Here is a 22619-nt window from a genome sequence, read left to right as displayed (position 1 = left end):
GGCCGAGGTGAATGAAACAGGACTCAGGCTGGCAGCACACTCGGTCGAGGCACCCAGAAAGCCATCAGGAGGGCCGCGAGCAAAGCGCAGCCCGCAGCCACGGCAAACGCCAGGCCGGCCGAGAACGATTGATAGAGTAGCCCGAACACCCAGGATGCCGGCAGCAGCATCACCCCGGCTGTCAGATTGAACCAACCATAGGCGGTCCCGTGCTGCCCGTCCTCGGCGAAGTCCGCTACCAGCGCCTTTTCAACGCCTTCGGTCGCAGCCAGAAACAGGCCATAGAGCGCAAACAATGCCCACAGCGTCCACCCCGCATGCGCCTGACTGGCCAAGGCCAGGTACACCAGCCCATAAGCCGCATAGCCGCCCACCAGCAGGCGATGCCGCCCGATCTTGTCGGACCAGGCTGACAAGGGTGCCGCGCCAATCATGGCCACCACGGAGACCAGCCCCCACATCAAGGGAACCTGTGCCTGCGCCACACCCAACTCCCGGGCTCGCAACATCAGGAACATGTTCGACGAATTGCCCAGCGTGAACAGCGCCACCACCCAGAGGTAGCGCTTGAAGCCTGCAGGCAAACCATGCCACCGCCAGGACCGCGGAGCCGCCGCTGGCACCACATCGACCCCAGGCTCTCGGAGCATCAAACACAGGATCAGGCACAAGGCTGCGGGCACCCAGGCCCAGGTGAACACCTGCTGCAGCGAACAACCGGCTGCCAGCAAGGCCCCAGCCACCAAGGGACCAACAACCGCACCCGCGTTGTCCATGGCCCGGTGCACCCCAAATGCCAGACCACGCCGATCAGGCGGCACACTGCGCACCAACAAAGCATCACGGGGCGAGGTACGCACCCCCTTGCCAACGCGGTCTGCCAGCCGGATGGCCAGCAAGGCAGGCCAACTGTGCACCAGGCCAATCAAGGGGCGACCAAACCCGGCCAGGGCATAGCCCCACACCACCCATGGCTTGGCGCGTCGCGTGCGATCAACCAGCACACCGGAAAACAGCTTGAGCAAAGCTGCCGTGGCCTCAGCCAGCCCTTCGATCAAACCCAAGGTGCGCGGCCCGGCCATCAGCACCGATGCCAGATACATGGGCACCAGCGGATAGACCATGTCGCTGGCACTGTCGTTGACCAGCGAGATCAAGCCGATCAACCAGACGGTACGGGGCAGTTCAGTCAGCTTGTTGCTCATGCCCCATCGTCGCACAAGTGGTGCGGCGTTCAGCCTGCGGCCAGCGCCTTCTCGATATCGGCCAGCAAGCCCTTGGGCGTGTCGGTGGGCGCATAGCGGCCCAGCACGCGGCCATCGCGGCCAATGAGGAACTTGGTGAAGTTCCACTTGATAGACTTGGTCCCCAAGATGCCAGGGGCTTCCTTGACCAGCCACTGGTACAACGGGTGGGCGTTGGGGCCGTTCACATCGATCTTGGCCATCATCGGGAAGCTCACACCGTAGTTGAGCTGGCAGAACGAGGCGATCTCGCCATTGTTGCCCGGATCTTGCGAGCCAAACTGGTTGCAGGGAAAGCCCACCACGGCCAGGCCTTTGGCGCCTTGCTCCTGCCACAGCTTCTCCAGGCCCTCGAACTGGGGTGTGAAGCCGCACTTGCTGGCCGTGTTCACGATCAGCAGCACCTTGCCGCGATATTGATCCAGCTTGACGGACTCGCCAGTGATGGTTTGCGCTTCAAAGTCGTAAACGGAAGTCATAGGGCACCGATGCTAAAAGAGGCCGAGATGGAAACCGGCCCGCAGATTACCTCAAGGCACTCGCCTACGGTGTTGGAGGGATATGCCGCCTTCGGCTACGCCACCTCAGCGTTTGATCAGAGCGCCCGCGGCCTCTCCGGCGGGCTGCAGCGGCCCCAAGGGATTGGATTGGCGCTCCGTCTGCTTGATCTGCGGCTCGCCACCATAGTTGCGGAACAAAACCACCCCGTCACGCGCCACGATCAAGCCCTGAAAGCGCCACCCTGTGATCTCCGTGCGCCGCCGGAAGTTGAGAAAGTCAGCCCAGAAGCTGCCCTCGCGATAGCTGTTCTGACGGCCAAAACTGAACTCATAAGCGCGACACAACTGCCGCGCCTCGATGCAATCGCGGATACCCGGATCCAGCATGGCCAACGGCACGCTGGGATTAGGCGCCAGGCGGGCAACCACTTCCGGATAGGGAATCTGGCGAACATTGGCCGAAGCCTGCACATCAAAACCCAGATCCTTGAGCTGCGCCACAGTGGTCTCATAAGGCTTGACGCGTTCAATCGCATCACGCGCTGACTCGAAGGAGGCAAAGCCCGACTGGCTCTCCGTACTGCCCCTTGGCAACAGGCTGCCACATGCTGTCAACAACAGCATCAACATCGACAAAAAGTAAACGCACCGCCTGCCCATAAGCCCATCACAAATGACCGCCACAGCGACTTTGCCACTGTAGCGCATGCCCCTTGAACTGATCACCCGGTTAATGCGTCGTGCAGTTCACAACGACCGCGTAAACACTAGGCACAACACATGGTCAAAGCTGTCAGAAGTGCCTACACTGCGTATTCCCAGGCGCTGTAACCGAGCTTGTATCTGGTCGTCGGCGCAGGCTTGTTTCAAGCCCGACAGCGAACAAGACGATGGGTCACGACGCGAGGAGCACCGCCATGCCTGACATCCGCTCAGCCTCTTCTGAAGACGCCCCCCTCTTCCCTCCCGCCGGACTGGCCGACACGGCCACATGGCGCCCTGCCAACGTACGCCGCTCACTACCCGTGGGCGTATCCGACACCATGGCTGACGACGCACAACGACTCCTCGACGAACTCCAGCTCCGCCACGACGCTTTCGAACAACAAGGCCAGGTCATGCGCCAGTTGCAAGCCGCCTTGCAACGTTCGCAAGCCACCAATCAGGAGCTGGCCCTGGTGGCCGATCGGGTCACCGATGCCATCCTGATCTGTGATGCCCAACGCTGCATCAGCTGGGTCAACCCCGCCTTCACGCGCCTGACAGGCTTCTCCCTGACCGAGTGCCATGGCCAGTTGCCCGAAGAGCTGCTCAGCGGCCCCCACACTGATCCCGCCACCATCACACGCATCAACCAGGTGCTGGCCCAAGGCGGCAGCATCGAACGGCTGGAAGTCTGCCACCACCGCAAGGACGGCGAGCCCTTCTGGGTATCGCGCTCGGTCCAGCCCGTGCACGGGCCTGAAGGCCAGATCAACCGCTATATCGAGGTGCTGACCGACATCAGTGACCGCCGCCGCGCCGACACCGAACACGCCAAGCGCCTGGAAGCCGAAGTGGCCCTGGCCACCAAGGTCGAGTTCCTCTCGCGCATGAGCCACAGCATGCGCTCACCGCTCAACGCCATCCTGGGCTTCACGCAGTTGCTGGACATGGCCAACGACACGCAACTGCCTGAAGCACAACGCCGCCAGATCGGCCACATCCACACGGCCGGCCAACAACTGCTGTCACTGCTGGACCAGGCGCTGGAATACGCCAAGCTGGACGACAAGCCGCTAGGCATCCGCCCGCAACGTGTCGAGCTGTCGGTGCTGCTGCGCGAAGTGCGCGCTGCCCTGGAAGACGACGCCCTGGCCCAAGACATCACCGTGGTGGTCGATAGCCAGTGCCCCGCCGTCTGGGCCGACCCGCAACACACCCGCGCCATCCTGCTGAACCTGATGAGCAATGCCATCAAGTTCAGCCCGCAAGGCTCGACCATCTGGCTGCAAGGCAAGATCTCGCAGGATGACCGTGTGGGCATCATCGAGGTACGTGATCAAGGCTTCGGCATCGAACAAAACGACCTGCCGCGCCTGTTCCAGCCCTTCACACGCTTTGACACGGCACCTGGCAAACCTTCTGGCAATGGCCTGGGTCTGGCCGTGTCACAACGCCTGGCCGAACTGATGCATGGCCGCATCGACGTCACCAGCACCCTGGGCAAGGGCAGCATCTTTGCCCTGCGTCTGCCACTGGCCGAAGGCCCCGGCAATCTGCGCTCTACCTTGAACCGCGGCAGCAACGAGCCGGCCGTGTCACTGCCACCGCTGCGCGTGGTGCACATCGAGGACAACGCGCTGAACCGCAGCCTGGTGGAAGCCATGTTCGCGGCCTATCCGCAAGTGCGGCTGTATTCAGCCGAGACGGCGGCGGAAGGCCTGGCCAGCATCGAAGCCACCCACCCCGATGTGGCCTTGGTGGACATCAATCTGCCCGATGGTTCTGGCCTGGACCTGTGCCGCCGCCTGCGCGCCCAGCCAGACTTCAAGAAGCTGCCGCTGATCGCACTGAGCGCGGACGCCCTGCCCGACCACATCGCCAAGGCCCTGCAAACCGGCTTCAGCCACTACCTGGTCAAACCGCTGCAGATCAACCGACTGCTGCAGATCCTGGCAGCGCTGCCCAGCGCTCAGGCTGCACCGCCTACGCGCTGACCCAAGCCACTCGCAGCACACCAAGCGCCTCCATCGAGGCGCTTGGTCTTTTTAACGCGCACGACGGCGCATCAGCGCCATCAAGCCACCCAAGCCCAGCAAACCCTGAGCCCAGGTGGAGAGTTCAGGCACGGCGGCAGGCGCCGTCACGGACAGCACCGTGTCAGCGCTCAGGAGAACCACGCCATCTTGTGACACGTCCTGCTGGTTCTTCAAAGTAATGGACACGTCGCCCTCGCTCATCGACTGAGGCACATTGCCGACCGAACTCCACTGCGCAGACACGCCTTGTGCCTGGAACTGAAACGCCGCATTTTGAGCGTCATAGAACTGATCCAGCGGATATACGGATTGAAGTGGCGTCTGAGGCGCGGCGAACGCCCCGCCAATGCCCGCGTTGGCTGTGAACACGCTGTAAGTCTGGCCCCCGCCACTGGACAGATCCCAAGGCAGGTTACCGACGTCCACGTTGATGGACGTGCGCGCATGCCCGGAAAAAACGATCGCCGTGTGCGCAGACAGCTGGAAGGTCGCATAACCAGTGTTGGGCAAAGAGCCCAGATCCACGGTCATGGTGCGCGCGTCAGCGTCCATCGTGGAGGATGGCAGTTGCAAGGACGTACCGGCCTGCGCGCCCCCCCAGACTTCCAGGGCCAATTTATCCGAACCAAAGGGGGATGCAGGCAGGTTCTGAGCGTCCTGACGCTCTACGCGAACAGAAGTCGACAACCCGTCAGCAGAAGCAGACGCCGTGCTCAGACCGTCCGTCGATTTGACGCTTACGGTCGAGGCAGGCAACAACCAGGAGCCAACATCCAGGGGTTGATAGACGTTGTTTGGCGACTGATTGCTCAGGTCGACCATGCGGCGCATGCCCGTCGCGAAGATGAGCCCCTGATCCGTCTTGAACGTCACAGACGGGGCAATCCCATCATTGGGATCCAGGTCAATCAGTTGATAGCTCAAGCCCGACAGAGAAGCTGAGCCATCGAACAATGGCGAGGCAGCGTGGGCCGCCAATGGCAGGCAAGAGGCAGCAAACAAAGACGCCGCAACAACAGACGACAGTGTGAGTCGCATGGTGAATCCCTTCGTGAATGGTTATTTTCTGGCGCGCATGACGCGCCCTCAATGACCAGTCTAACGCCAGGTAATCACACGCCAGGATCAAAAAGTCCGCGCAGCAGGCGCTGCCGACGTCAATCGGCCCCCAGGCGCTCCGCCGTCCAACGCAGCAGATCCAGCCACATCTGGCGGATCTCGGCCTCTTGTGGGGTGCGCAGCGCACTGGGCAACTCGATGGTCACCACGGGCACCTTCTTGTGCACCCCGCCGTAGTTGCCCAGGCTACCGGGGAAGATCCCGACCTGATCCAGGTACAGGCGCCCCAGGCGCTGCGGCGGCGAGGTGGGGCCGTCAAAGTCCAGCACACCGTACGGCGCGTGCACCGACACGATCAGATTGGGCTTCCAGCGCTCCATCTCGTCGAACAACCACTTCGACTCGGGCTCGGACAAGGCCTTCGGGCCTGGGTAGCGGCGCGGGTCCTTCTGCGTACGCTGATTCCAGTAGATCGGCGCTTCCTTGTCCCAGTTGGGCGTGGGGAAGTTGCGATTGAGGTCCACGCCATGCGAGTTGGTCCGCGTGGGTTTGTCCAGCAACATGCCATCCGGGTTCATCAAGGGAATGAAACGCCAGTGGATGTTGGACGGTGTCTCGCCAGCCGCCGCAATCCAGTGCATGACCAACGAGGTGGACGACAACTCATCACCATGGATGCCACCAATGACCAGCACACGCAAATGCGCATTGCTGGAAATCACGTCGCGCTGAAACAAAGGACGCCCTTGGGCAGACTTGGCCGCGATGGGCGTCAACTGTGCCTTGGCGCAGACGGCCAGCGGCAGATTGGGCAAGCGCCTGGCCATGTCCTGACAAAAAGCCTGGGCTGTATCGTGGACGGGAACCGTCTTGGCCGCAGGCTTGGGTGGCGGCTTGACCGAGGTCATCGCCATCAGAGAGCCGACACCGAAAAGCCCTGCCGCCAGCAGAGCCGATCGCCTCAGTGCGCGTGCGTATGCGCCATCCACAAACCAGGAAAACATGCCATCCAGATCAGAAAATAGCAAGACTGCCCAAGCTGTTCATGATGCCCTGAAAAGGGGCCGCCGCAGGCCTCATCGAGCCAGGGATTTCAGGGCTTGTTTGATGCCATCGCTGACCGACACATCGGCCGGCAAGGCCTTGAGGGCCGCCTGAGCCTCCTTGTCGGAGTAACCCAGTGCGACCAGGGCCTGAAGGATGTCGGTCTGGTTGTCGCTCACAGCGGCAAAACCGGGCGCCACCAGAGCCGGCGCCAACTTGCCCTTGAGCTCCAGCAACAAGCGCTCGGCTGTCTTCTTGCCGATGCCAGGCACTTTGACCAGGCGCGTGGTGTTCTGCTCGGCCACGGCCTGAGCCAGCTCGCTGGAACTCAGGCCAGACAGCAACGCCAGGGCAATGCGCGGGCCCACGCCACTGATCTTGATCAGCTCGCGGAAGGACTCACGCTCGGCCGCGGTCAGAAAACCGTACAGCAGTTGCGCGTCTTCCCGCACGATGAACTGGGTCAGCAGCGTCACCTTGGCGCCCAGATCCGGCAGGTTGTAGAAGGTGCTCATGGGCACCTGCACTTCATAGCCGACGCCATTGACGTCAAGCAGCACAAAGGGCGGCTGCTTTTCGGCCAGCAACCCGGTCAGGCGAGCAATCATCTACAAGACTTGGCGACGAAACTTAACGACGGAACAGGCCCAGACGCTGGGCTTCCAGCGCGGCCTCGGCACGCGAGGACACATTGAGCTTGCGGTAGATCTGCTTGACGTAGTCCGCAATCGTGTGGCGCGACAGGTTCAACTGCTGGCCGATTTCGGGCAGCGTGAAGCCCTTGGCCACGCGCAGCAGCACTTCGTTCTCGCGGTCGGTGAGCTGCACGTGCGGCGTCACGGTATCGGGCTGGATGGGCTGATGGCGCGCCTGAGCCGTGAAGTACTGGATCACGCGGCGGGCGATCGAAGGCGACAGCGGCGGCTCACCCTGGCTGATGCGGTGCAACTGCTCGGCCAACTGCTCACGAGACTGCTCTTTGAGCAGGTAACCGAAGGCACCCGCCTGCAAGGCCGGGAAGAGGTGATCGTCATCGTCGTGGATGGTCACCACCACAGACTGAACATCAGGCTGCTTCTCGCGCAAGGCCTGCACCACCTCGACGCCGGAGCCATCAGGCAGCCCCAGGTCAACCATGGCCACGTCAAAACGCACGGCATTGACCAGCTCGAGCGCATCGTGAATGCGCGCTGCCTCGCTGATCTGGGCCCCGGGGAACACCTGCAGTGCCAGCACCTTCAGCCAGGCGCGGATTTCGGGCAGGTCTTCAAGTAAGAGGATTTGCTTCATGGTGGACGGGCCTCACTTCAAATAGGAACGCTGGGATCAGTGTCCACGCGCAATATTTCGCATGCTAGCAGCGCCGGGGCTTCCCGGCAGCGATGTTGGCAAGACTTGTTGCATGGTGGCGATTTCCAAAGGCAGGGTCAGGCGAATCACGGTGCCAAAACCCGGACCGGATTCAACCAGGCACTGCCCACTCAACTGCTTGGCGCGGTGCTTCATGCTGGTCATGCCATGGCCACGGTCCAGGCGGCCATCCAGCTCCATCGGGATGCCCTTGCCGTTGTCCTGGATGACCAGCACGAAATCGTGATGCTCCAGGTGCACCTCGGCCGAAATCACCACGTGCGAAGCACCACTGTGCTTGATCACGTTGCTGACCGCTTCTCTCAGGATACGCGTGGTCTGCACATATGTCCGTGAAGAAAGTGGCTCTTCAATGATGTCATTGGGGTTGCGCCACTCGCACTCGATACCGGCCTGGCCCAGACGGGACACCACCTCGGCGCGCCAGTCGGCCAGCGCATCAGACAGCACCATGGGCTTGCCCGTCAGGCCGCGCACGGACAGGCGCATTTCTTCCAGCGCCTCGCGCGCCAGGGTCGAGATGCGGTCGTTGTCGGATGTGTGCACGATGGTCAGCAGCTTGGCGCCCAGGTCGTCGTGCAGGTCGGCAGCGATGCGCTTGCGCTCCTTCTCGGCGATCTGCTCGACGCGCAACTCGGCAATCTGGTTGAAGTTGCGTTCGATCTCGCCAGAGATTTCCTGCACGCGGCGCTCCAGTTGCTTGCGGGCGCCTTCAGCCGTCTGCAAGGCGCGGGCATAGACCTGGATCAGGCGCACGGCCACGGCGGCATACAACAGCGGCATCACGAAGTGGGTGACATGTACGCCCCACATCTTGACCAGGCCGCTCTGGAAAGTCAGTTCGATGCCCAGCACGGCCGCGACCACGCCCAGTGCTGCGCTCATCAGCCAGAACTCGGTGCGGCGCTTTTTACCCGCCACCCACAGGAAAAAGCCGATCGTGACGAACAGCTCGACGGCAAACAGCATGTACCAGACGCGCGCGCCAATGAACAGGCGATCCGTTCCCATGGCCAGCAAGCTCACCGGGAACAGCACGCACTGGGCCCACAGCACCGCGTTGAGCTGGCGCTTGCGTGCCCCACGGTTGACCGTGCCCATGCTCTGCCCTGCATAGCCCAACAGGAACTTGATGGCGAACGCCGTCATCGGTGCGAACATCATCGCGATCAGCACTTCGATGCCCGCGTTGGGCACGGCAACATCGCTCAGCCACATCCGGCCCGTCATCAGGGACCAGCCTATCGTCAGCAAACCGAAATACAGCAGGTAATCCAGCCGGCGCACCCACGCCAGACCCAGCGCAAACACACCCAGCACGGCCAGGATTCCGCCCAGCACCTGCGACACGGTGGTCGTCCAGAACTCCTGCTGCTCGTACAGCTCGCGGATTTCCTGCAGCGGCCCGATGCTGACCGCCGCCAGGCCGCCCGCACGCTGGCGTGCCGTCACGCGGTTGATGGGGTAGCCGCCCACCTTCAGATCCAGTTGGTTGTCGTTGGCGCGCAGCAAAGCCGTGGGCAGGGGGATCACATGCGAGCGATAGCAATTGCGCGCATAGGGCTCACTCATGCGCCCGCCCCGGTACAGCAACTGCCCGTTGAGGTGCACTTCCACGTTGGAGCACGCTCGCTCCACATGCACGGCCATGACCTGATCGGGCGCCGGCAGCTTGCTGGTATCGAAGTTGAAGCGATACCAGACCGCGCCTTGATACCCGGGCTGGCTGCGAGACCACTCATCAGGCAGGCTCTGCAAGTGGCCGGACTCCCCGACAGGGAACTGGCCCGCGTTGCTGCGCACCACCCAGGCCTGCCCCATGGACTGAACCGAACTTTCTGCAGCCATGGCCGCCACGATGGTCGAGGGGCGGCTCAGACGAACCGTCTCACGGTTGATCGCCACCATGACGTAGGCGACCACCAGCGCCAGGGCAAGGCCCAGCCCCAACAACAACCACAAGCGACGCACCTGCGCCGGAGAACGACCGACCGTACCGGAGGGACCACCGTCGCCATCGGTTTCCGAATCAGCAGACGATGACCTTTGGGCCCAGGACTGCCACCAACGATGCCATTTGCTCAAGGAAGACTCCAAAGCCCATCACACACACCATGTGTGCGAAGACTCTCCGATTTTCGCAATATATGTCACATGGCGAAGCCTCCGGCAGGCGACAATTTGCGTGCTTTCTCTCCATACCGGGGCTTTCATGCAACTGCGGCACAGCTTTTCCCCCCCTGACAACACTCGATTGGCCCACTTGTGCGGCCCACTGGACGAACATCTGCGCACCATCGAGGCCGCTTTTGGCGTGACGATGACCCGACGCGGCGAACAATTCCGCGTGGAAGGCGCTCGCGGCGTGCCTCAGCAGGTGGTCGAGTTGCTGGATGCGCTGTACGCACGCAGCGCCAAACCCATCAGCGCGGAAATGGTGCAGCTGGCCATCACCTCCAGCCTGGCGAGCCAGCAGCGCGCCCGCCAGCCCAAAGCGGCTGACGAGACACACGCCCTGCCCGATGAGGAAGCCGATGGCCCCACGCTGCACACCCGCCGAGCGGACCTGCACGGGCGCACGCCCAACCAGGTGCAATACCTGCGCAACATCCTGTCGCACGACCTGAGTTTCGGCATCGGGCCGGCCGGCACGGGCAAGACCTTCCTGGCCGTGGCCTGCGCCGTGGATGCCCTGGAGCGTAGCGCCGTGCAGCGCATCGTGCTGACCCGCCCGGCGGTGGAAGCCGGCGAGCGCCTGGGCTTCCTGCCCGGTGACCTGACCCAGAAGGTCGATCCGTATCTGCGCCCGCTGTACGACGCCCTGTACGACCTGATGGGTTTTGACCGCGTCACCAAGGCCTTCGAAAAAGGCCTGATCGAGATCGCCCCGCTGGCCTTCATGCGCGGGCGCACGCTCAACCATGCCTTCGTGATCCTGGATGAAGCCCAGAACACCACGCCCGAGCAGATGAAGATGTTCCTGACCCGCATCGGCTTTGGCGCGCGCGCCGTGGTCACGGGCGACGTCAGCCAGATCGACCTGCCCAAAGGCGCCAAAAGCGGCCTGATCGACGCCGAACGCATCCTCAAGCGCGTCAAGGGCGTGGCCTTCACCCGCTTTACCTCGGCGGACGTGGTGCGCCACCCACTGGTCGCCCGCATCGTCGAGGCTTACGATGCAGCCCAGGCCAGCGAGCCTGAACCCCGCCAGACCTCGCGCAACAACAAGACCAACGACAGCGCCCTGCCCAACACATGAAACCGACCCTCAGCCTGAGCCTGCAGTTCGCAGACAAAAGCCACCGCGACACCCTGACCCGCCACAAGGTGGCTCGCTGGCTGAAAGCCGCGCTCGATACCGATGCCGAGTTCGCCGTGCGCCTCGTGGGCGAAGAAGAAGGCCGCGCACTGAACAAGGACTTCCGCAAGAAGGACTACGCCACCAATGTGCTGACCTTCGACTACGCGCAAGAACCCGTGGTCATGGCCGACCTGATCATCTGTGCGCCCGTCATCGAGCGTGAAGCGCAAGAGCAAGGCAAGACGCTGGAAGCGCACTACGCGCACATGCTGGTGCACGGCGCCCTGCACGCCCAGGGCTGGGATCACATGAAAAAGAAGGAAGCCGAAGCCATGGAAGCGCGAGAACGCGAGATCATGGCGGCATTGGGATTCGACGACCCTTACGCTGACTGACCACAACAGCATGAGCGACAAGCTGCCCACCGATCTCAGCTACTACATGCGCAAGCTGGTGGACCACGTGCCATCCATGCTGGCCTACTGGGACAAGGACCTGCGCTGCCGCTTTGCCAACAAGGCCTACAAAGTCTGGTTCGGGCTGACGCCCGAACAGATCATCGGCATTCGCATGCAGGATCTGTTGGGCCCGAAGTTGTTCGGGCTCAATGAGGTCTATATCCGCGGTGCGCTGGCTGGCCAGGAACAACTGTTCGAGCGCATCGTGCCAGGGCCGGACGGTGTGCAACGGCACAGCCTGGCGAGCTACCTGCCCGACATCGTCGATGGCGAAGTGCAAGGCTTCCTGGTCCAGGTCACCGAGATCACCAAGCTCAAGGAAACCGAGGCAGCGTTGCGCGCCAGCGAGGCTTTTCTGGAACGCACGAGCCGTGTGGCCAATGTCGGTGGCTGGGAAGTTGATCTGCTGACCAGCACGCACAAGTGGTCCGACGAGGTTTGCCGCATCTACGAAGTGCCACTGGGCCACCAGCCGACCCGCTCAGAAGCCATGGCGTTCGTCGCACCGGAAGCGCGCGAAGAAGCCAGGAAGTTGATTGAGCAGACCATCGCCAGCGGCCATCCGTGGGAAATAACCCTGCCCGTGGTCACGGCGAAGGGGCGCCGCATATGGGTGCGCAGCTTTGGTGAAGTCATCTATGCAGATGGCCAACCCGTGCGCCTCTTTGGCGCCGTACAGGACATCACCGAGTTGCATCAACGCGAGGCCGAGTTGCACCAGGAGCAAACCCTGCGCCGGCGCATTGAGCGACAGGTGGAAGAACTGGATCGCCTGCTCAAGGAACGCAGCGAAATGCTCGACGTGCTGGCCCATGAAGTGCGCCAGCCGCTCAATAACGCTTCAGCGGCCCTGCAAAGCGCCAAAGCCAGCCTGTCCGGGCTGAAGGATCTGGCCACCACACAAAGAGTGGACCGCGCCCAGAAGGTCATGAATCAGGTGATGGCCAACATCGACAACACCTTGGCCGTGGCGGCCTTGCTGGCTCAGTCGGCGCCCATCGCGCGGCAGGACACCGACATCGATACATTGATTGGCGTGGTCGTGGCCGACATGCCGGCCGACGAGCGCCATCGGATCCAGATTCAGCGGCTGACCACCACACGCACGGCCTCCATGGACATGAGCCTGATGCGACTGGCCTTGCGCAATCTGCTGGCCAATGCCCTGAAATTCAGCCCGCCAGATGAGATGGTGAGCATCCAGATCAGCGATTCAGACTCCCCTCTGGCGTTGATCATCGACGTGGTGGACCATGGCCCGGGCGTGGCCGCCGAGGTGCTGCCGCATTTGTTTGAACGCGGCGTCCACGCCCATCATCAGACGCAGCCAGGGCACGGCCTGGGCCTGTACATCGTGCGGCGCGTGATGGAACTGCACGGCGCAAGAGTCAGTCTGGTCGAGCCAGGCGAGTCAGACCGCGACAAAGCGCCTGGCACCACCATGCGGCTGACCATCATCCAGGCCCCCAGCTCGACCGATTGAAGCAGCCCGACGGCGATCGTCAAGCCGCCGTCAATGGCGCGCGAAACACGTAACCCACACGCGACTTGGACTGCAGCGGCACCAGCAAAGGCGTAGCGCGCTCAATACGGCGGCGCAGGCGGTAAATGGTCGCGTTGAGGCCGTCCGTGGCTTCCTGGTCATCGGCCTTGCCATCGGGCTTGCCGATACGCTGGCGCAAGGTATCGCGACTGACCACCTCACCGTGCGCTTCAACAAAACATTCCATGAGCGCCTGGTCGATGTCGCTGAGATCCACCCTGGCACCATCGGGTGCAACCAGTTGCCCCGTACGGCGCTCAAGCCGCCATTCAGCCTGAACCTGCCCGTTACCACTGATACGGCGGTTCACGGCCTTGATGGCCAACGCCACCTGCTCGAACTGCACCGGCTTGGTCAGGTACATGTCTGCACCTGCGCTGATGACGTCCTTGAACACTTCCGGCGCCAGGCGCCCTGACACCACCACCAGGCCGGCCGTGGTTCGGCGGCGCAGCAGCTTGATCAGATCGACCCCATCGATGCCCGGGAGCATCAGGTCAACCAGGTAGAACTGGTAGCCGTAGGGATCGGCGTGCACCAGCAGATCGTTGCTGTCGGAAAACACATCGACACGCACGCCCTGCTCCTGCAGATACTGCGCCAGGAACTCTGCGTACTCTTTGTCGTCATCAATGAGCGCTAGTGATTTAGGAAGCATGACCGCATGAGAAAAACGATGACCGATAGATTAGAGCACAGGCTGTGCCCTTGGCAAAATGCGCCATTCCTCACATATATCTGAAGAAAACGCCACCAAACACATAAATGACTCAATACGGCATTTGTGCGATCCGATAAGCTTTAGCGAGCACATACATGGAGTTGTTGCACCCGTAATTCAAGACCGATCACTTCCAGCCCCACTTGATGGAGTTGTCACACACGCCAACGTCAACTTGAGACGTGCGTACTGACGACTCCATGAAATATTGCTTAAAAGCAGCTTGCGCCTCATCAAGGTGCATGCGCTTTTGGACGAATAGCTGCCTACGCCTATTCGCAGGAGCAAAACCATGGGACTGGCAGCGGGGGTTCTTTCCCCATCCGATGAGGCCTCGGCGCCTTCATCACCCTTGTGGCAGGGGCTGTCTGTTGCCACGTTCGGTATCTTGTCGATTCACCTCAGTTTGGCCAATCCGGCATGGGTCTGGCCAATCTGTCTGGCATTCGCCACACTCACGACGCTGATTTGCGGCCCGCTACCGACGTGGATAGCGCGCCGTTCAGGTCGTACGCCAAAGGCAAACCGGCGCACGGCCAATCAGGCTCACGAGCATCTGCCCTCCTTGTGCGGTGCCGTGTTGCCTATCTGGTCTCGTCACCTGCACGCAGCCAGGCAGCAGTTGTCGCATGCCATGGACGTGTTGACACAGCGCTTTGCGGGCATGTCGCAGCGCTTGTGCGACACCATGGACCGCGCTACCCAGGGCGGCCAGGACGGCGGCCTGCACCACGCACTCACAGATGCGCAATCCCAACTCACCGGCCTGCTGCGCGATTTGCGAGAAGCGCTGGAAGTGCGCAGCCAGTTGCTCAACGAGGTCGTGACCGTCACGCAGTTTGTCGGTCAGCTCCAGGGTATGGCGGCTGAAGTCGGGGCCATCGCCCGGCAAACCAATCTGCTGTCCATCAATGCGGCCATCGAAGCGGCCCGCGCTGGCGAAAGTGGCCGGGGCTTTGCCGTGGTCGCCAAGGAGGTGCGCCTGCTCTCGCTGGAGTCCGGCCAGACAGGTGATCGCATCAGCTCGGTGATCGCGCAGGTCAGCGCCGCCATCAACCGGGCCCGCGACAGCTACGAGTCCTTCACCAAGCATGACAAGGCGCTGATGGACCAGGCATCTCAAACCATCGAAGGCGTCGTGCAACGCATCCACAGCACGGCCACTGATGTGATGAGCAACACGCAAAGCCTGCTGACGGAAAGCCAGGCCATCCGCAACGAGATCGACCAGGTGCTCGTGGCAGTGCAGGCGCAGGATCGCATCAGCCAGATCCTGCAGCACACCAGTGACAACCAGGAGCAATTGCTGAGCACCCTGGACCAGATCACCAACGCCCACCCCGAGGCCGCAGCATCCGCTCAACAGTGGCTGGCGCAACTGCGCAGCACCTACACCACGCCAGAAGAACAGGCCGCGCATGAAGGACGCCCGATCGAGTTGCCCGACTTGATCAACACGGCCAGCGCATCCGACGACGGCGACACCACCTTTTTCTGACAAGGGAGTAGCACCATCATGAGCAAGACCATTCTGGTTGTTGACGATTCTTCTTCGCTGCGCACGGCTGTGCGCATTGCACTGAGCGGCGCGGGGTTCGAGGTCGTGGAAGCCGAAGACGGCAAGCAGGCACTGACCAAGCTGGACGGCCGCAAGTACCACCTCGTGATCAGCGACGTGAACATGCCCAATCTGGACGGCTTCGGCTTTGTCACGGCCATGAAGCAGATGGCCGCCTACAAGTACACCCCCGTGATCATGCTGACCACGGAGGCAGGTGATGACAAGAAGGAGAAGGGCAAGGCGGCAGGTGCCAAGGCCTGGGTCGTCAAACCCTTTCTGCCGCCTCAGTTGCTGAGCGTGGTGTCCAAGTTGGTGATGCCATGAGCACCGTCGTGGATGTGCAAGGCGAGTTGACCGTTTTCACGGTTCACGCACTGAAAGATCGCCTGCTCAATGCCTTGACGCCAGGTAGCGATCTGCTCATCAAGCTGAACGACGTCACCGAGGTCGATGGGGCTGGTTTGCAGTTGCTGCTGGCCACCCGACATGAAGCGCGACGCCAGGAGATCGCCATGCGACTGCAGGCACCGCCCGAGGCCTTGCAGGCAGCCCTCGCGCTGACAGGCCTGAGCGGCGAATTCGACGTCGTGCTGCCGAATGCCGAGGAGGCTCTTGCATGAAACACGACGAAGCCATGACGGCCTTCATCACGGAAGCCCGTGACTTGCTGGAAAAAATGGAAGAAGCCTTGCTGCACATCGAGCAGCAACCACACGACACCGAAACCATCAACGCCATATTCCGTGCCGCGCACACGATCAAGGGCTCGGCCGGAATATTCGGGCTCGATGAGATCGTCGCCTTCACCCATGTGGCAGAAAGCCTGCTCGACGAAGTTCGCCAAGGCCACATCCGGTTTGATGCCGAACTGTCCTCCTTGATGCTCGCCGTTGGCGATCACATCCGGGATCTGGTGGACCGGCTGGATGCAGGCAGCCAGCCAGACCAAGCCTGCCGTGATCAGGGACAGACACTCATCCAACAGCTGCAAGCACGCCTACAGCAGGACGCTGCAGGCTTGCCAGACAACGAAGGACAAGACCCGAACAGCCTGGTCGACAGCGACCACTGGCACATCTCACTTCGATTCGGCCGCGAGACCATCCGAGAAGGCTTTGACCCGCTGAGCTTCATCCGCTTTCTCACGACCTTTGGCGAGATCGTTCACATCGTCACACTGACAGACAACGTTCCGGCGCTGTCGCAACTGGACCCGGATGAAACGCATCTGGGTTTCGAGATCAGTTTCAAAAGCGATGCAGACAAGGGCACGATAGACGGTGCGTTCGACTTCGTGCGAGACGACAGCCTGATTCGCATCATGCCGCCACGCAGCAAGATCAGCGAATACACCGCGCTGATCGCGGAACTGCCCGAGTCGGATCTGCGGCTGGGTGAGATTTTGCTGCGCTGCGGCACACTGACCCAAACGGAGCTGGACGCCGCGCTGGATGCGCAGACTGTTCAAGGCCATCAGGGCTTGCCCATTGCCCCGCTGGGCCACATGCTGGTGGAAACGGGCCAGGTTCACCCAGCCGTGATCGACGCGGCCTTGGCCAAGCAAACCCAGTCACGGGGAGGGCGCAACACTGAGACCCATCAACTGCGAGTGGATGCGGCCAAGCTGGATCGCCTGATCGATCTGGTGGGTGAGCTGGTCATTGCAGGAGCTGGTGCAGCCCTGGTTGCCCGCAAGCACAAAGCAAAGGACCTGATACAGGCCACTTCGGCCGTCGCTCGGCTGATGGAAGAGGTGCGCGATTGCGCCTTGAACCTGCGCATGGTCCAGATCGGGGGCACGTTCAACCGCTTTCAGCGTGTGGTGAGAGACGTGAGTCAGGAACTGGGCAAGGACATCGTGCTCAAGATCAGTGGCGCGGAAACCGAACTGGACAAGACCGTGGTCGACAAGTTGGCTGACCCCCTGACCCACCTGGTGCGCAACGCCATGGATCACGGTATTGAAAACGCCGAGCGCCGGCTGTTGGCGGGCAAGTCGGCTCAAGGCACCGTCAGCCTTCACGCCTATCACGAGGCTGGGCATGTCGTCATCGAAGTCGCCGACGACGGTGGCGGACTGTCCAAGGATCGCATCCTGCGCAAGGCCGTCGAGCGAGGCCTGGTGGCACCCGACATCAACCTCAGCGACAGCGAGATCTACCAGCTCATCTTTCAACCCGGTTTCTCTACGGCAGATCAGGTCAGCAATCTGTCCGGTCGTGGCGTGGGCATGGACGTGGTCAAACGCAGCATCGCGGCACTGCGCGGAACGATCGATATCAAGACGCAAGAGGGTCTGGGCACCATCATGTCCATTCGCATGCCACTCACGCTGGCCATCATCGACGGCTTTCTGCTTGGCGTCGGCAAGTCGGCCTATGTCGTGCCATTGGGCATGGTGGTCGAGTGCATGGAACTGTCTTCTCGGCAAACCGCGAACCGCGACTGGCTGGACCTGCGCGGTGAGGTGCTCCCGCTGATTCGCCTGCGCGAACTGTATGACATCGAAGGCGAACCGGGCCGCCGCCAGAACGTGGTGGTGGTCAACGGCGGAGGCAAGCGTGTCGGTCTTGTCGTGGACCAACTCATGGGCGAAGCCCAGACCGTCATCAAACCGCTGGGCAAGGTGTTCCAGCAAGTCCGCGGCATCGGCGGATTCACGATTCTCGGTAGCGGGTCCGTGGCTCTGCTGCTGGATGTTCCCAACCTGGTTGCGCAAGTGACCCATGAGAGCGAGGCTGGTTTGTTGTCACAGAACCATCAAGTCGCTCGACGACCAACCGTGCACGACTTGATCTGACCGCGCACACCCATCACTCTCCATCAGGACACTTGACATGAAAAATCTGACCGTTACCCAGAAGTTCGCCTTGCTCGTGATGTCTGCGCTCATTGGCGTGGCTGTGCTGGCTGGCGTGGCCTCCGTACAGATGAAGAAGGTGTATGAGGCCGCCAATTTTTCGTACGTGAACGTCATGCCCAGCGTACTCACACTGGACGAAGCGGCCAGCTCCATTGCCACCATGCGCGCCAGAGCATGGCAGCAGGTGGCAGACCACGACAAGGAGCGCATCCACGAACTGGACCAGACCATCGCGGAACTGGCACGCAAGGCAGAGGATTCTTTCAAGAAATACGAACCGCTGATTGCCGATGACAAGGACAAGGCCTTGCTGGCAGCCGACCGTGCCGCGATGGTGGACGCCCTGGCCGTGTTCCGCGCCTCCTCGGATTTCGCCCATGCGGGCAAGCAAGAAGAGGCCGCGGAATGGCAGATCAAGAACCGCCCCTTGGTCGCCAAACTGGGTGTGGTGCTGGACGAGCACCGTCAATACAACCTGGAGCTGGCCAAGAAAGGCTCGGAAGAGGCCCAGGCCACGCAACAATCAGCCAACATCACTGGCCTGATCGTGGCCGCAACGACCCTGGTGGCCATCGCACTGATCGGCTACGCCATTGCCCGCAGCCTGATCAAGCAATTGGGAGGGGAGCCTGCCTATGCCGCCGAAATGGTCAGCCGGATTGCACAAGGTGACCTGACCGTTCAGATCGAGGTCAAGCCCGGCGACACGAGCAGCATGCTGGCCGCGATCAAGGGCATGGCGGATCGTTTGTCGCAGATCATCGGGGAAGTGCGCAGCTCGTCCAACGCTTTGTCAGCCGCAGCCGAGCAGGTGTCGGCCACCGCACAAAGCATCAGCCAGGGCGCCAGCGAACAGGCCTCCAGCGTGGAAGAGACCTCCGCCTCGATTGAAGAAATGTCCAGCTCGGTGCAACAAAACGCCGACAACGCCAAGGTCACCGAGGGCATGTCCAGCAAGGCGGCCAAGGAAGCCGTTGAAGGCGGACAGGCCGTGAAGGAAACGGTACAGGCCATGAAGGTGATCGCCGACAAGATCAGCATCGTCGACGACATCGCCTACCAGACCAATCTGCTCGCGCTGAATGCCGCCATCGAGGCCGCCCGTGCCGGCGAGCACGGCAAGGGCTTCGCCGTCGTGGCAGACGAAGTGCGCAAGCTGGCCGAACGCAGCCAGGAAGCGGCACAGGAAATCGGTGAAGTCGCGAAATCCAGCGTATCGCTGGCAGAGCGTGCGGGCGAACTGCTAGACGCCATCGTGCCTTCGATCTCGAAGACCTCGGATCTGGTACAGGAGATCGCTTCCGCATCCGATGAACAGTCATCCGGCATTGGTCAGATCAACACGGCCGTAACGCAACTGTCTCAGCTCACACAAGAGAACTCCGGCGCATCGGAAGAACTGGCCGCCACCGCAGAAGAGATGAGTGGCCAGGCTGAGCAACTGCAAGAGCTCATGAGCTTCTTCCATACCCAGGAATCCGCCGCCACCTCAGCCGCTGCACAACACACGATCGCCCGCATCGCACGCTCGTCGGCCAATGTTGGTTCGGCTGGTGGTCATGCAACCCCGCGCAAGCACAACACCGTCCGTCGCAAGCACGATGCTTCAAGCATCAACCAGCAGGAATTCGTCAAGTTCGAGGAGTAAGCCATGAGCGGTCTCACCCTGAATAGCGGGGCCATCAGCGGCGCCCGAGACAGCGCACAAGCCGGAAAGAGCGGCATGGTCAGCCAATACCTGATCTTCAGCCTGGGAGGCGAGCTCTTCGGCGTTGGCACCCTGCGTGTGCGCGAGATCATCGAGTACGGCAACATCACCACCGTGCCGATGATGCCCGGCTTCATGCGTGGCGTGATCAATCTGCGTGGCGCAGTGGTCCCCGTGATCGATCTGCACGCCCGCTTCGGGCGCGGCAAGACCGAGGTATCGCGACGCACCTGCATCGTGATCCTGGAAGTACACAACGATGACGACACATTTGTTCTGGGCATCATCGTGGACGCCGTCAGCGCCGTGCGCCAGATCGACAGCACGCAGATCGAACCACCTCCCAGCTTTGGCACACGCATTCGGGCCGACTTCATCGATGGCATGGCCAAAATCAGCTCCGGTTTCGTGATCCTGCTCAATCTGGGCAAGGTGCTGTCGGTGGACGAACTGTCGGCACTCAACGGCTTCGGTGGGGCAGACGCCACGCGCGCAGCCGAGCACTGAACAGGGAGGCCGGCATGGGCAATGCGATCCTCAACGAGAAGGAATTCCATGGCTTTAAACAGCTGATCTTCGATCGGGCGGGCATCCATATGAGCAACGCCAAGAAGCCGCTGGTCAGCGGCAGACTGGCCAAGCGCCTGCTCCAACGTGGCCTGGATACCTATAGCGACTACCTGCACCTGATCCAGCAGGATCAGGCCGAGCGACAAACAGCCATCGACCTGCTGACGACCAATGAAACCTATTTCTACCGTGAACCAAAGCACTTCGAATTCCTGAGCAGCCAGATCGCGCCTGCGCTGCGCCAGCAAAGCGAGGTACGCATCTGGAGCGCGGCCTGCTCCAGTGGAGAAGAGCCGTACACCTTGGCCATGGTGCTGGCAGAGGCGCTGGGCCACACACGTTTCGACATCCTGGCCAGCGACATCAGCACCCGCGTGCTGGAGACAGCACGCCAGGGGCTTTACCCGATCGAAGATGCCGCCAACATCCCCAAAAGCACCAAGGCGCGCTATTGCCTGAAAGGCGTGGGTAGCCAGGAGGGATGGTTCCTCGTCGACAAGCCTTTGCGCGACAAGGTGAGCTTTGATCAGATCAACCTCAACGAGCGTCTGCCTGATGTCGGGCTGTTCGACGTGATCTTTTTGCGCAACGTGATGATCTATTTTTCCGTAGACACCAAGAAGGCCGTTATGGCCCGCATGGTGGCGCAACTCAAGCCGGGCGGCTGGTTCTTCATCAGCCACTCGGAAAGCCTGCATGGCGTGACGGATCAGTTGCAGATGGTTCGTCCATCCATCTACCGAAAGCGACCGGATTGACATGACCCAAGCCATACGCGTGTTGATCGTCGATGACTCGGCCGTGGTGCGCCAGGTGATGACGCAACTGCTGTCCAGTGATCGAAGCCTGTCTGTCATGGGGGCGGCCGCCGATCCGGTGTTCGCCATGAGCAAGATGGCCCAAGAATGGCCAGATGTGATCGTGCTGGACGTCGAAATGCCACGGATGGATGGCCTGACCTTTCTGCGCAAAATCATGGCCGAGCGGCCCACGCCTGTGGTGATCTGCTCGACGTTGACCACCCAGGGCGCGGAAACCACGATGCAAGCCATGTCTGCCGGTGCGGTGAGCATCGTGGCCAAGCCCAAGGCCGGGCTCAAGCAACATCTGATGGATGAATCGGATGACCTGATCGCGGTGGTCAAGGCCGCAGCCCACGCACGACTCAAGCGCACCAGCAGCTCGTCGACGCCCCCTTTGAAGGTGGCGGCCAAGCTCACGGCCGACGCCATCCTGCCTGCAGGCGCACCTCGAGCCATGAGCGAGACAACCGATCGCGTCGTGGCGCTGGGCACGTCGACCGGTGGCACCCAAGCGCTGGAAGCCGTGCTGTGTGCACTGCCGTCCGACTGCCCCGGCATGGTGGTCGTACAGCACATGCCTGCCCAGTTCACGGCCGCCTTTGCCCGCCGGCTGAACTCGATCTGCGATATCGAAGTGAGAGAAGCCGCTCACGGCGACCGCGTCCACAGCGGCCTGGCGCTGATTGCCCCGGGTGGCCGTCATCTCGTGCTGGAACGCAGCGGCGCGCAATACCGCGTAGCGGTGGTGGACGGGCCACCCGTCAGCCGACACCGGCCATCGGTGGACGTGCTGTTCCGCTCCGTTGCCCGCGCGGCCGGTCGCAATGCGCTGGGCGTGATCATGACCGGCATGGGCGATGACGGTGCCCGTGGCCTCAAGGAGATGCGCGAAGCCGGCGCCCGCACCTTGGGGCAGGACGAAGACAGTTGCGTGGTCTACGGCATGCCCAAGGAAGCCATGAAGCTGGGCGGCGTAGAAAGAGAACTGCCGCTGGACGCCATTCCCTCTGCCATCGTGGGACGGCAGCGATAGATAGCTCAAGTCGCGAATTTATCCGCCGATATGCCAGCGAGGCCGTGACAATTTCTCACGCGGCCATGTCTTGCCATTCGTTCTGTTTTGGAGACTTCG

At 61.8% G+C, this 22619-nt stretch carries 21 protein-coding genes; 12 read left to right on the top strand and 9 right to left on the bottom strand.

The features are described from left to right. Positions 1-23: 23 nt before the first annotated feature. The 3 genes from EPO09_RS18005 to EPO09_RS17995 form a co-directional block, all read right to left on the bottom strand. Positions 24-1205: an MFS transporter gene (locus EPO09_RS18005; RefSeq protein WP_290645197.1), complete on the bottom strand. Its 1182-nt coding sequence runs from the start codon at positions 1203-1205 to the stop codon at positions 24-26. Between the two features lie 29 nt (positions 1206-1234). After that, positions 1235-1723 (bottom strand): glutathione peroxidase, encoded by a 489-nt coding sequence (locus tag EPO09_RS18000; protein ID WP_290645195.1) that lies wholly within the window; start codon positions 1721-1723, stop codon positions 1235-1237. Between the two features lie 105 nt (positions 1724-1828). Beyond that, entirely contained in the window at positions 1829-2374 is a 546-nt protein-coding gene (locus EPO09_RS17995; protein WP_290645193.1) for a hypothetical protein, read from the bottom strand. A gap of 287 nt (positions 2375-2661) precedes the next feature. On the opposite strand from EPO09_RS17995, the gene EPO09_RS17990 reads away from it, so the two are divergent. Continuing rightward, on the top strand, positions 2662-4443 hold the full coding sequence (locus EPO09_RS17990) for an ATP-binding protein (RefSeq protein ID WP_290645191.1): 1782 nt from the start codon (positions 2662-2664) through the stop codon (positions 4441-4443). 51 nt (positions 4444-4494) lie between these two features. Here EPO09_RS17990 and EPO09_RS17985 read toward each other — a convergent pair whose 3' ends face one another. The 5 genes from EPO09_RS17985 to EPO09_RS17965 form a co-directional block, all read right to left on the bottom strand. Further along, positions 4495-5523: a hypothetical protein gene (locus tag EPO09_RS17985; RefSeq protein WP_290645189.1), complete on the bottom strand. Its 1029-nt coding sequence runs from the start codon at positions 5521-5523 to the stop codon at positions 4495-4497. A 119-nt stretch (positions 5524-5642) separates the two neighbouring features. Further along, positions 5643-6548 carry a M14 family zinc carboxypeptidase gene (locus EPO09_RS17980; protein WP_290645187.1) on the bottom strand — a complete coding sequence of 302 codons (906 nt, stop codon included), beginning with the start codon at positions 6546-6548 and terminating at the stop codon, positions 5643-5645. Positions 6549-6620: 72 nt separating this feature from the next. Continuing rightward, positions 6621-7196 carry a Holliday junction branch migration protein RuvA gene (gene ruvA, locus EPO09_RS17975; RefSeq protein WP_290645185.1) on the bottom strand — a complete coding sequence of 192 codons (576 nt, stop codon included), beginning with the start codon at positions 7194-7196 and terminating at the stop codon, positions 6621-6623. A gap of 22 nt (positions 7197-7218) precedes the next feature. Next, entirely contained in the window at positions 7219-7878 is a 660-nt protein-coding gene (locus EPO09_RS17970) for a response regulator transcription factor (RefSeq protein ID WP_290645183.1), read from the bottom strand. 36 nt (positions 7879-7914) lie between these two features. Next, positions 7915-10044 carry a sensor histidine kinase gene (locus EPO09_RS17965; protein WP_290645181.1) on the bottom strand — a complete coding sequence of 710 codons (2130 nt, stop codon included), beginning with the start codon at positions 10042-10044 and terminating at the stop codon, positions 7915-7917. 127 nt (positions 10045-10171) lie between these two features. Between EPO09_RS17965 and EPO09_RS17960 the strand changes: the two genes are divergently transcribed. The 3 genes from EPO09_RS17960 to EPO09_RS17950 are packed head-to-tail and all read left to right on the top strand — an operon-like array spanning position 10172 to position 13201. Further along, a complete protein-coding gene (locus EPO09_RS17960) occupies positions 10172-11218 on the top strand; it encodes a PhoH family protein (protein ID WP_290645179.1) in 1047 nt (348 codons plus the stop codon). Further along, positions 11215-11655: an rRNA maturation RNase YbeY gene (ybeY, locus tag EPO09_RS17955; RefSeq protein ID WP_290645177.1), complete on the top strand. Its 441-nt coding sequence runs from the start codon at positions 11215-11217 to the stop codon at positions 11653-11655. The genes EPO09_RS17960 and ybeY overlap by 4 nt, the downstream gene beginning before the upstream one ends. A 10-nt stretch (positions 11656-11665) precedes the next feature. Further along, positions 11666-13201, top strand: a complete 1536-nt coding sequence (locus tag EPO09_RS17950) for a PAS domain-containing protein (protein ID WP_290645175.1) — start codon at positions 11666-11668, stop codon at positions 13199-13201. A 19-nt stretch (positions 13202-13220) separates the two neighbouring features. Here the strand turns inward: EPO09_RS17950 and EPO09_RS17945 are convergent, their stop codons facing one another. After that, positions 13221-13919 (bottom strand): response regulator transcription factor, encoded by a 699-nt coding sequence (locus EPO09_RS17945; protein WP_290645173.1) that lies wholly within the window; start codon positions 13917-13919, stop codon positions 13221-13223. 355 nt (positions 13920-14274) lie between these two features. Here EPO09_RS17945 and EPO09_RS17940 point away from each other — a divergent pair, with 355 nt between their 5' ends. From EPO09_RS17940 to EPO09_RS17905, 8 genes are read left to right on the top strand one after another with little or no spacing between them, the layout of a single operon-like run. Further along, complete coding sequence (locus EPO09_RS17940; protein ID WP_290645171.1) at positions 14275-15480, top strand: methyl-accepting chemotaxis protein; 1206 nt, start codon at positions 14275-14277, stop codon at positions 15478-15480. Positions 15481-15498: 18 nt separating this feature from the next. After that, positions 15499-15867: a response regulator gene (locus EPO09_RS17935; protein ID WP_290645169.1), complete on the top strand. Its 369-nt coding sequence runs from the start codon at positions 15499-15501 to the stop codon at positions 15865-15867. Continuing rightward, positions 15864-16163 (top strand): lipid asymmetry maintenance protein MlaB, encoded by a 300-nt coding sequence (locus EPO09_RS17930; RefSeq protein WP_290645166.1) that lies wholly within the window; start codon positions 15864-15866, stop codon positions 16161-16163. The genes EPO09_RS17935 and EPO09_RS17930 overlap by 4 nt, the downstream gene beginning before the upstream one ends. Further along, positions 16160-18343, top strand: coding sequence for a chemotaxis protein CheA (locus EPO09_RS17925; protein ID WP_290645164.1), 2184 nt, complete (start codon positions 16160-16162; stop codon positions 18341-18343). Before EPO09_RS17930 ends, EPO09_RS17925 begins: the two co-directional genes overlap by 4 nt. A gap of 37 nt (positions 18344-18380) precedes the next feature. After that, positions 18381-20054 carry a methyl-accepting chemotaxis protein gene (locus EPO09_RS17920; protein ID WP_290645162.1) on the top strand — a complete coding sequence of 558 codons (1674 nt, stop codon included), beginning with the start codon at positions 18381-18383 and terminating at the stop codon, positions 20052-20054. 3 nt (positions 20055-20057) lie between these two features. Beyond that, positions 20058-20621, top strand: coding sequence for a chemotaxis protein CheW (locus EPO09_RS17915; protein WP_290645160.1), 564 nt, complete (start codon positions 20058-20060; stop codon positions 20619-20621). A 14-nt stretch (positions 20622-20635) separates the two neighbouring features. Beyond that, positions 20636-21442, top strand: a complete 807-nt coding sequence (locus EPO09_RS17910) for a protein-glutamate O-methyltransferase CheR (RefSeq protein ID WP_290645159.1) — start codon at positions 20636-20638, stop codon at positions 21440-21442. Position 21443: 1 nt separating this feature from the next. Further along, the gene (locus EPO09_RS17905; protein WP_290645158.1) at positions 21444-22520 is read left to right on the top strand and encodes a chemotaxis response regulator protein-glutamate methylesterase; all 1077 of its coding nucleotides are present in this window, start codon (positions 21444-21446) and stop codon (positions 22518-22520) included. Positions 22521-22619: the final 99 nt, after the last annotated feature.

Source organism: Aquabacterium sp., assembly GCF_004297345.1.
GTDB lineage: Bacteria > Pseudomonadota > Gammaproteobacteria > Burkholderiales > Burkholderiaceae_C > Aquabacterium.
Note: the sequence above shows the minus strand (reverse complement) of the source record. Positions and strands in the feature narration are given on the sequence as shown.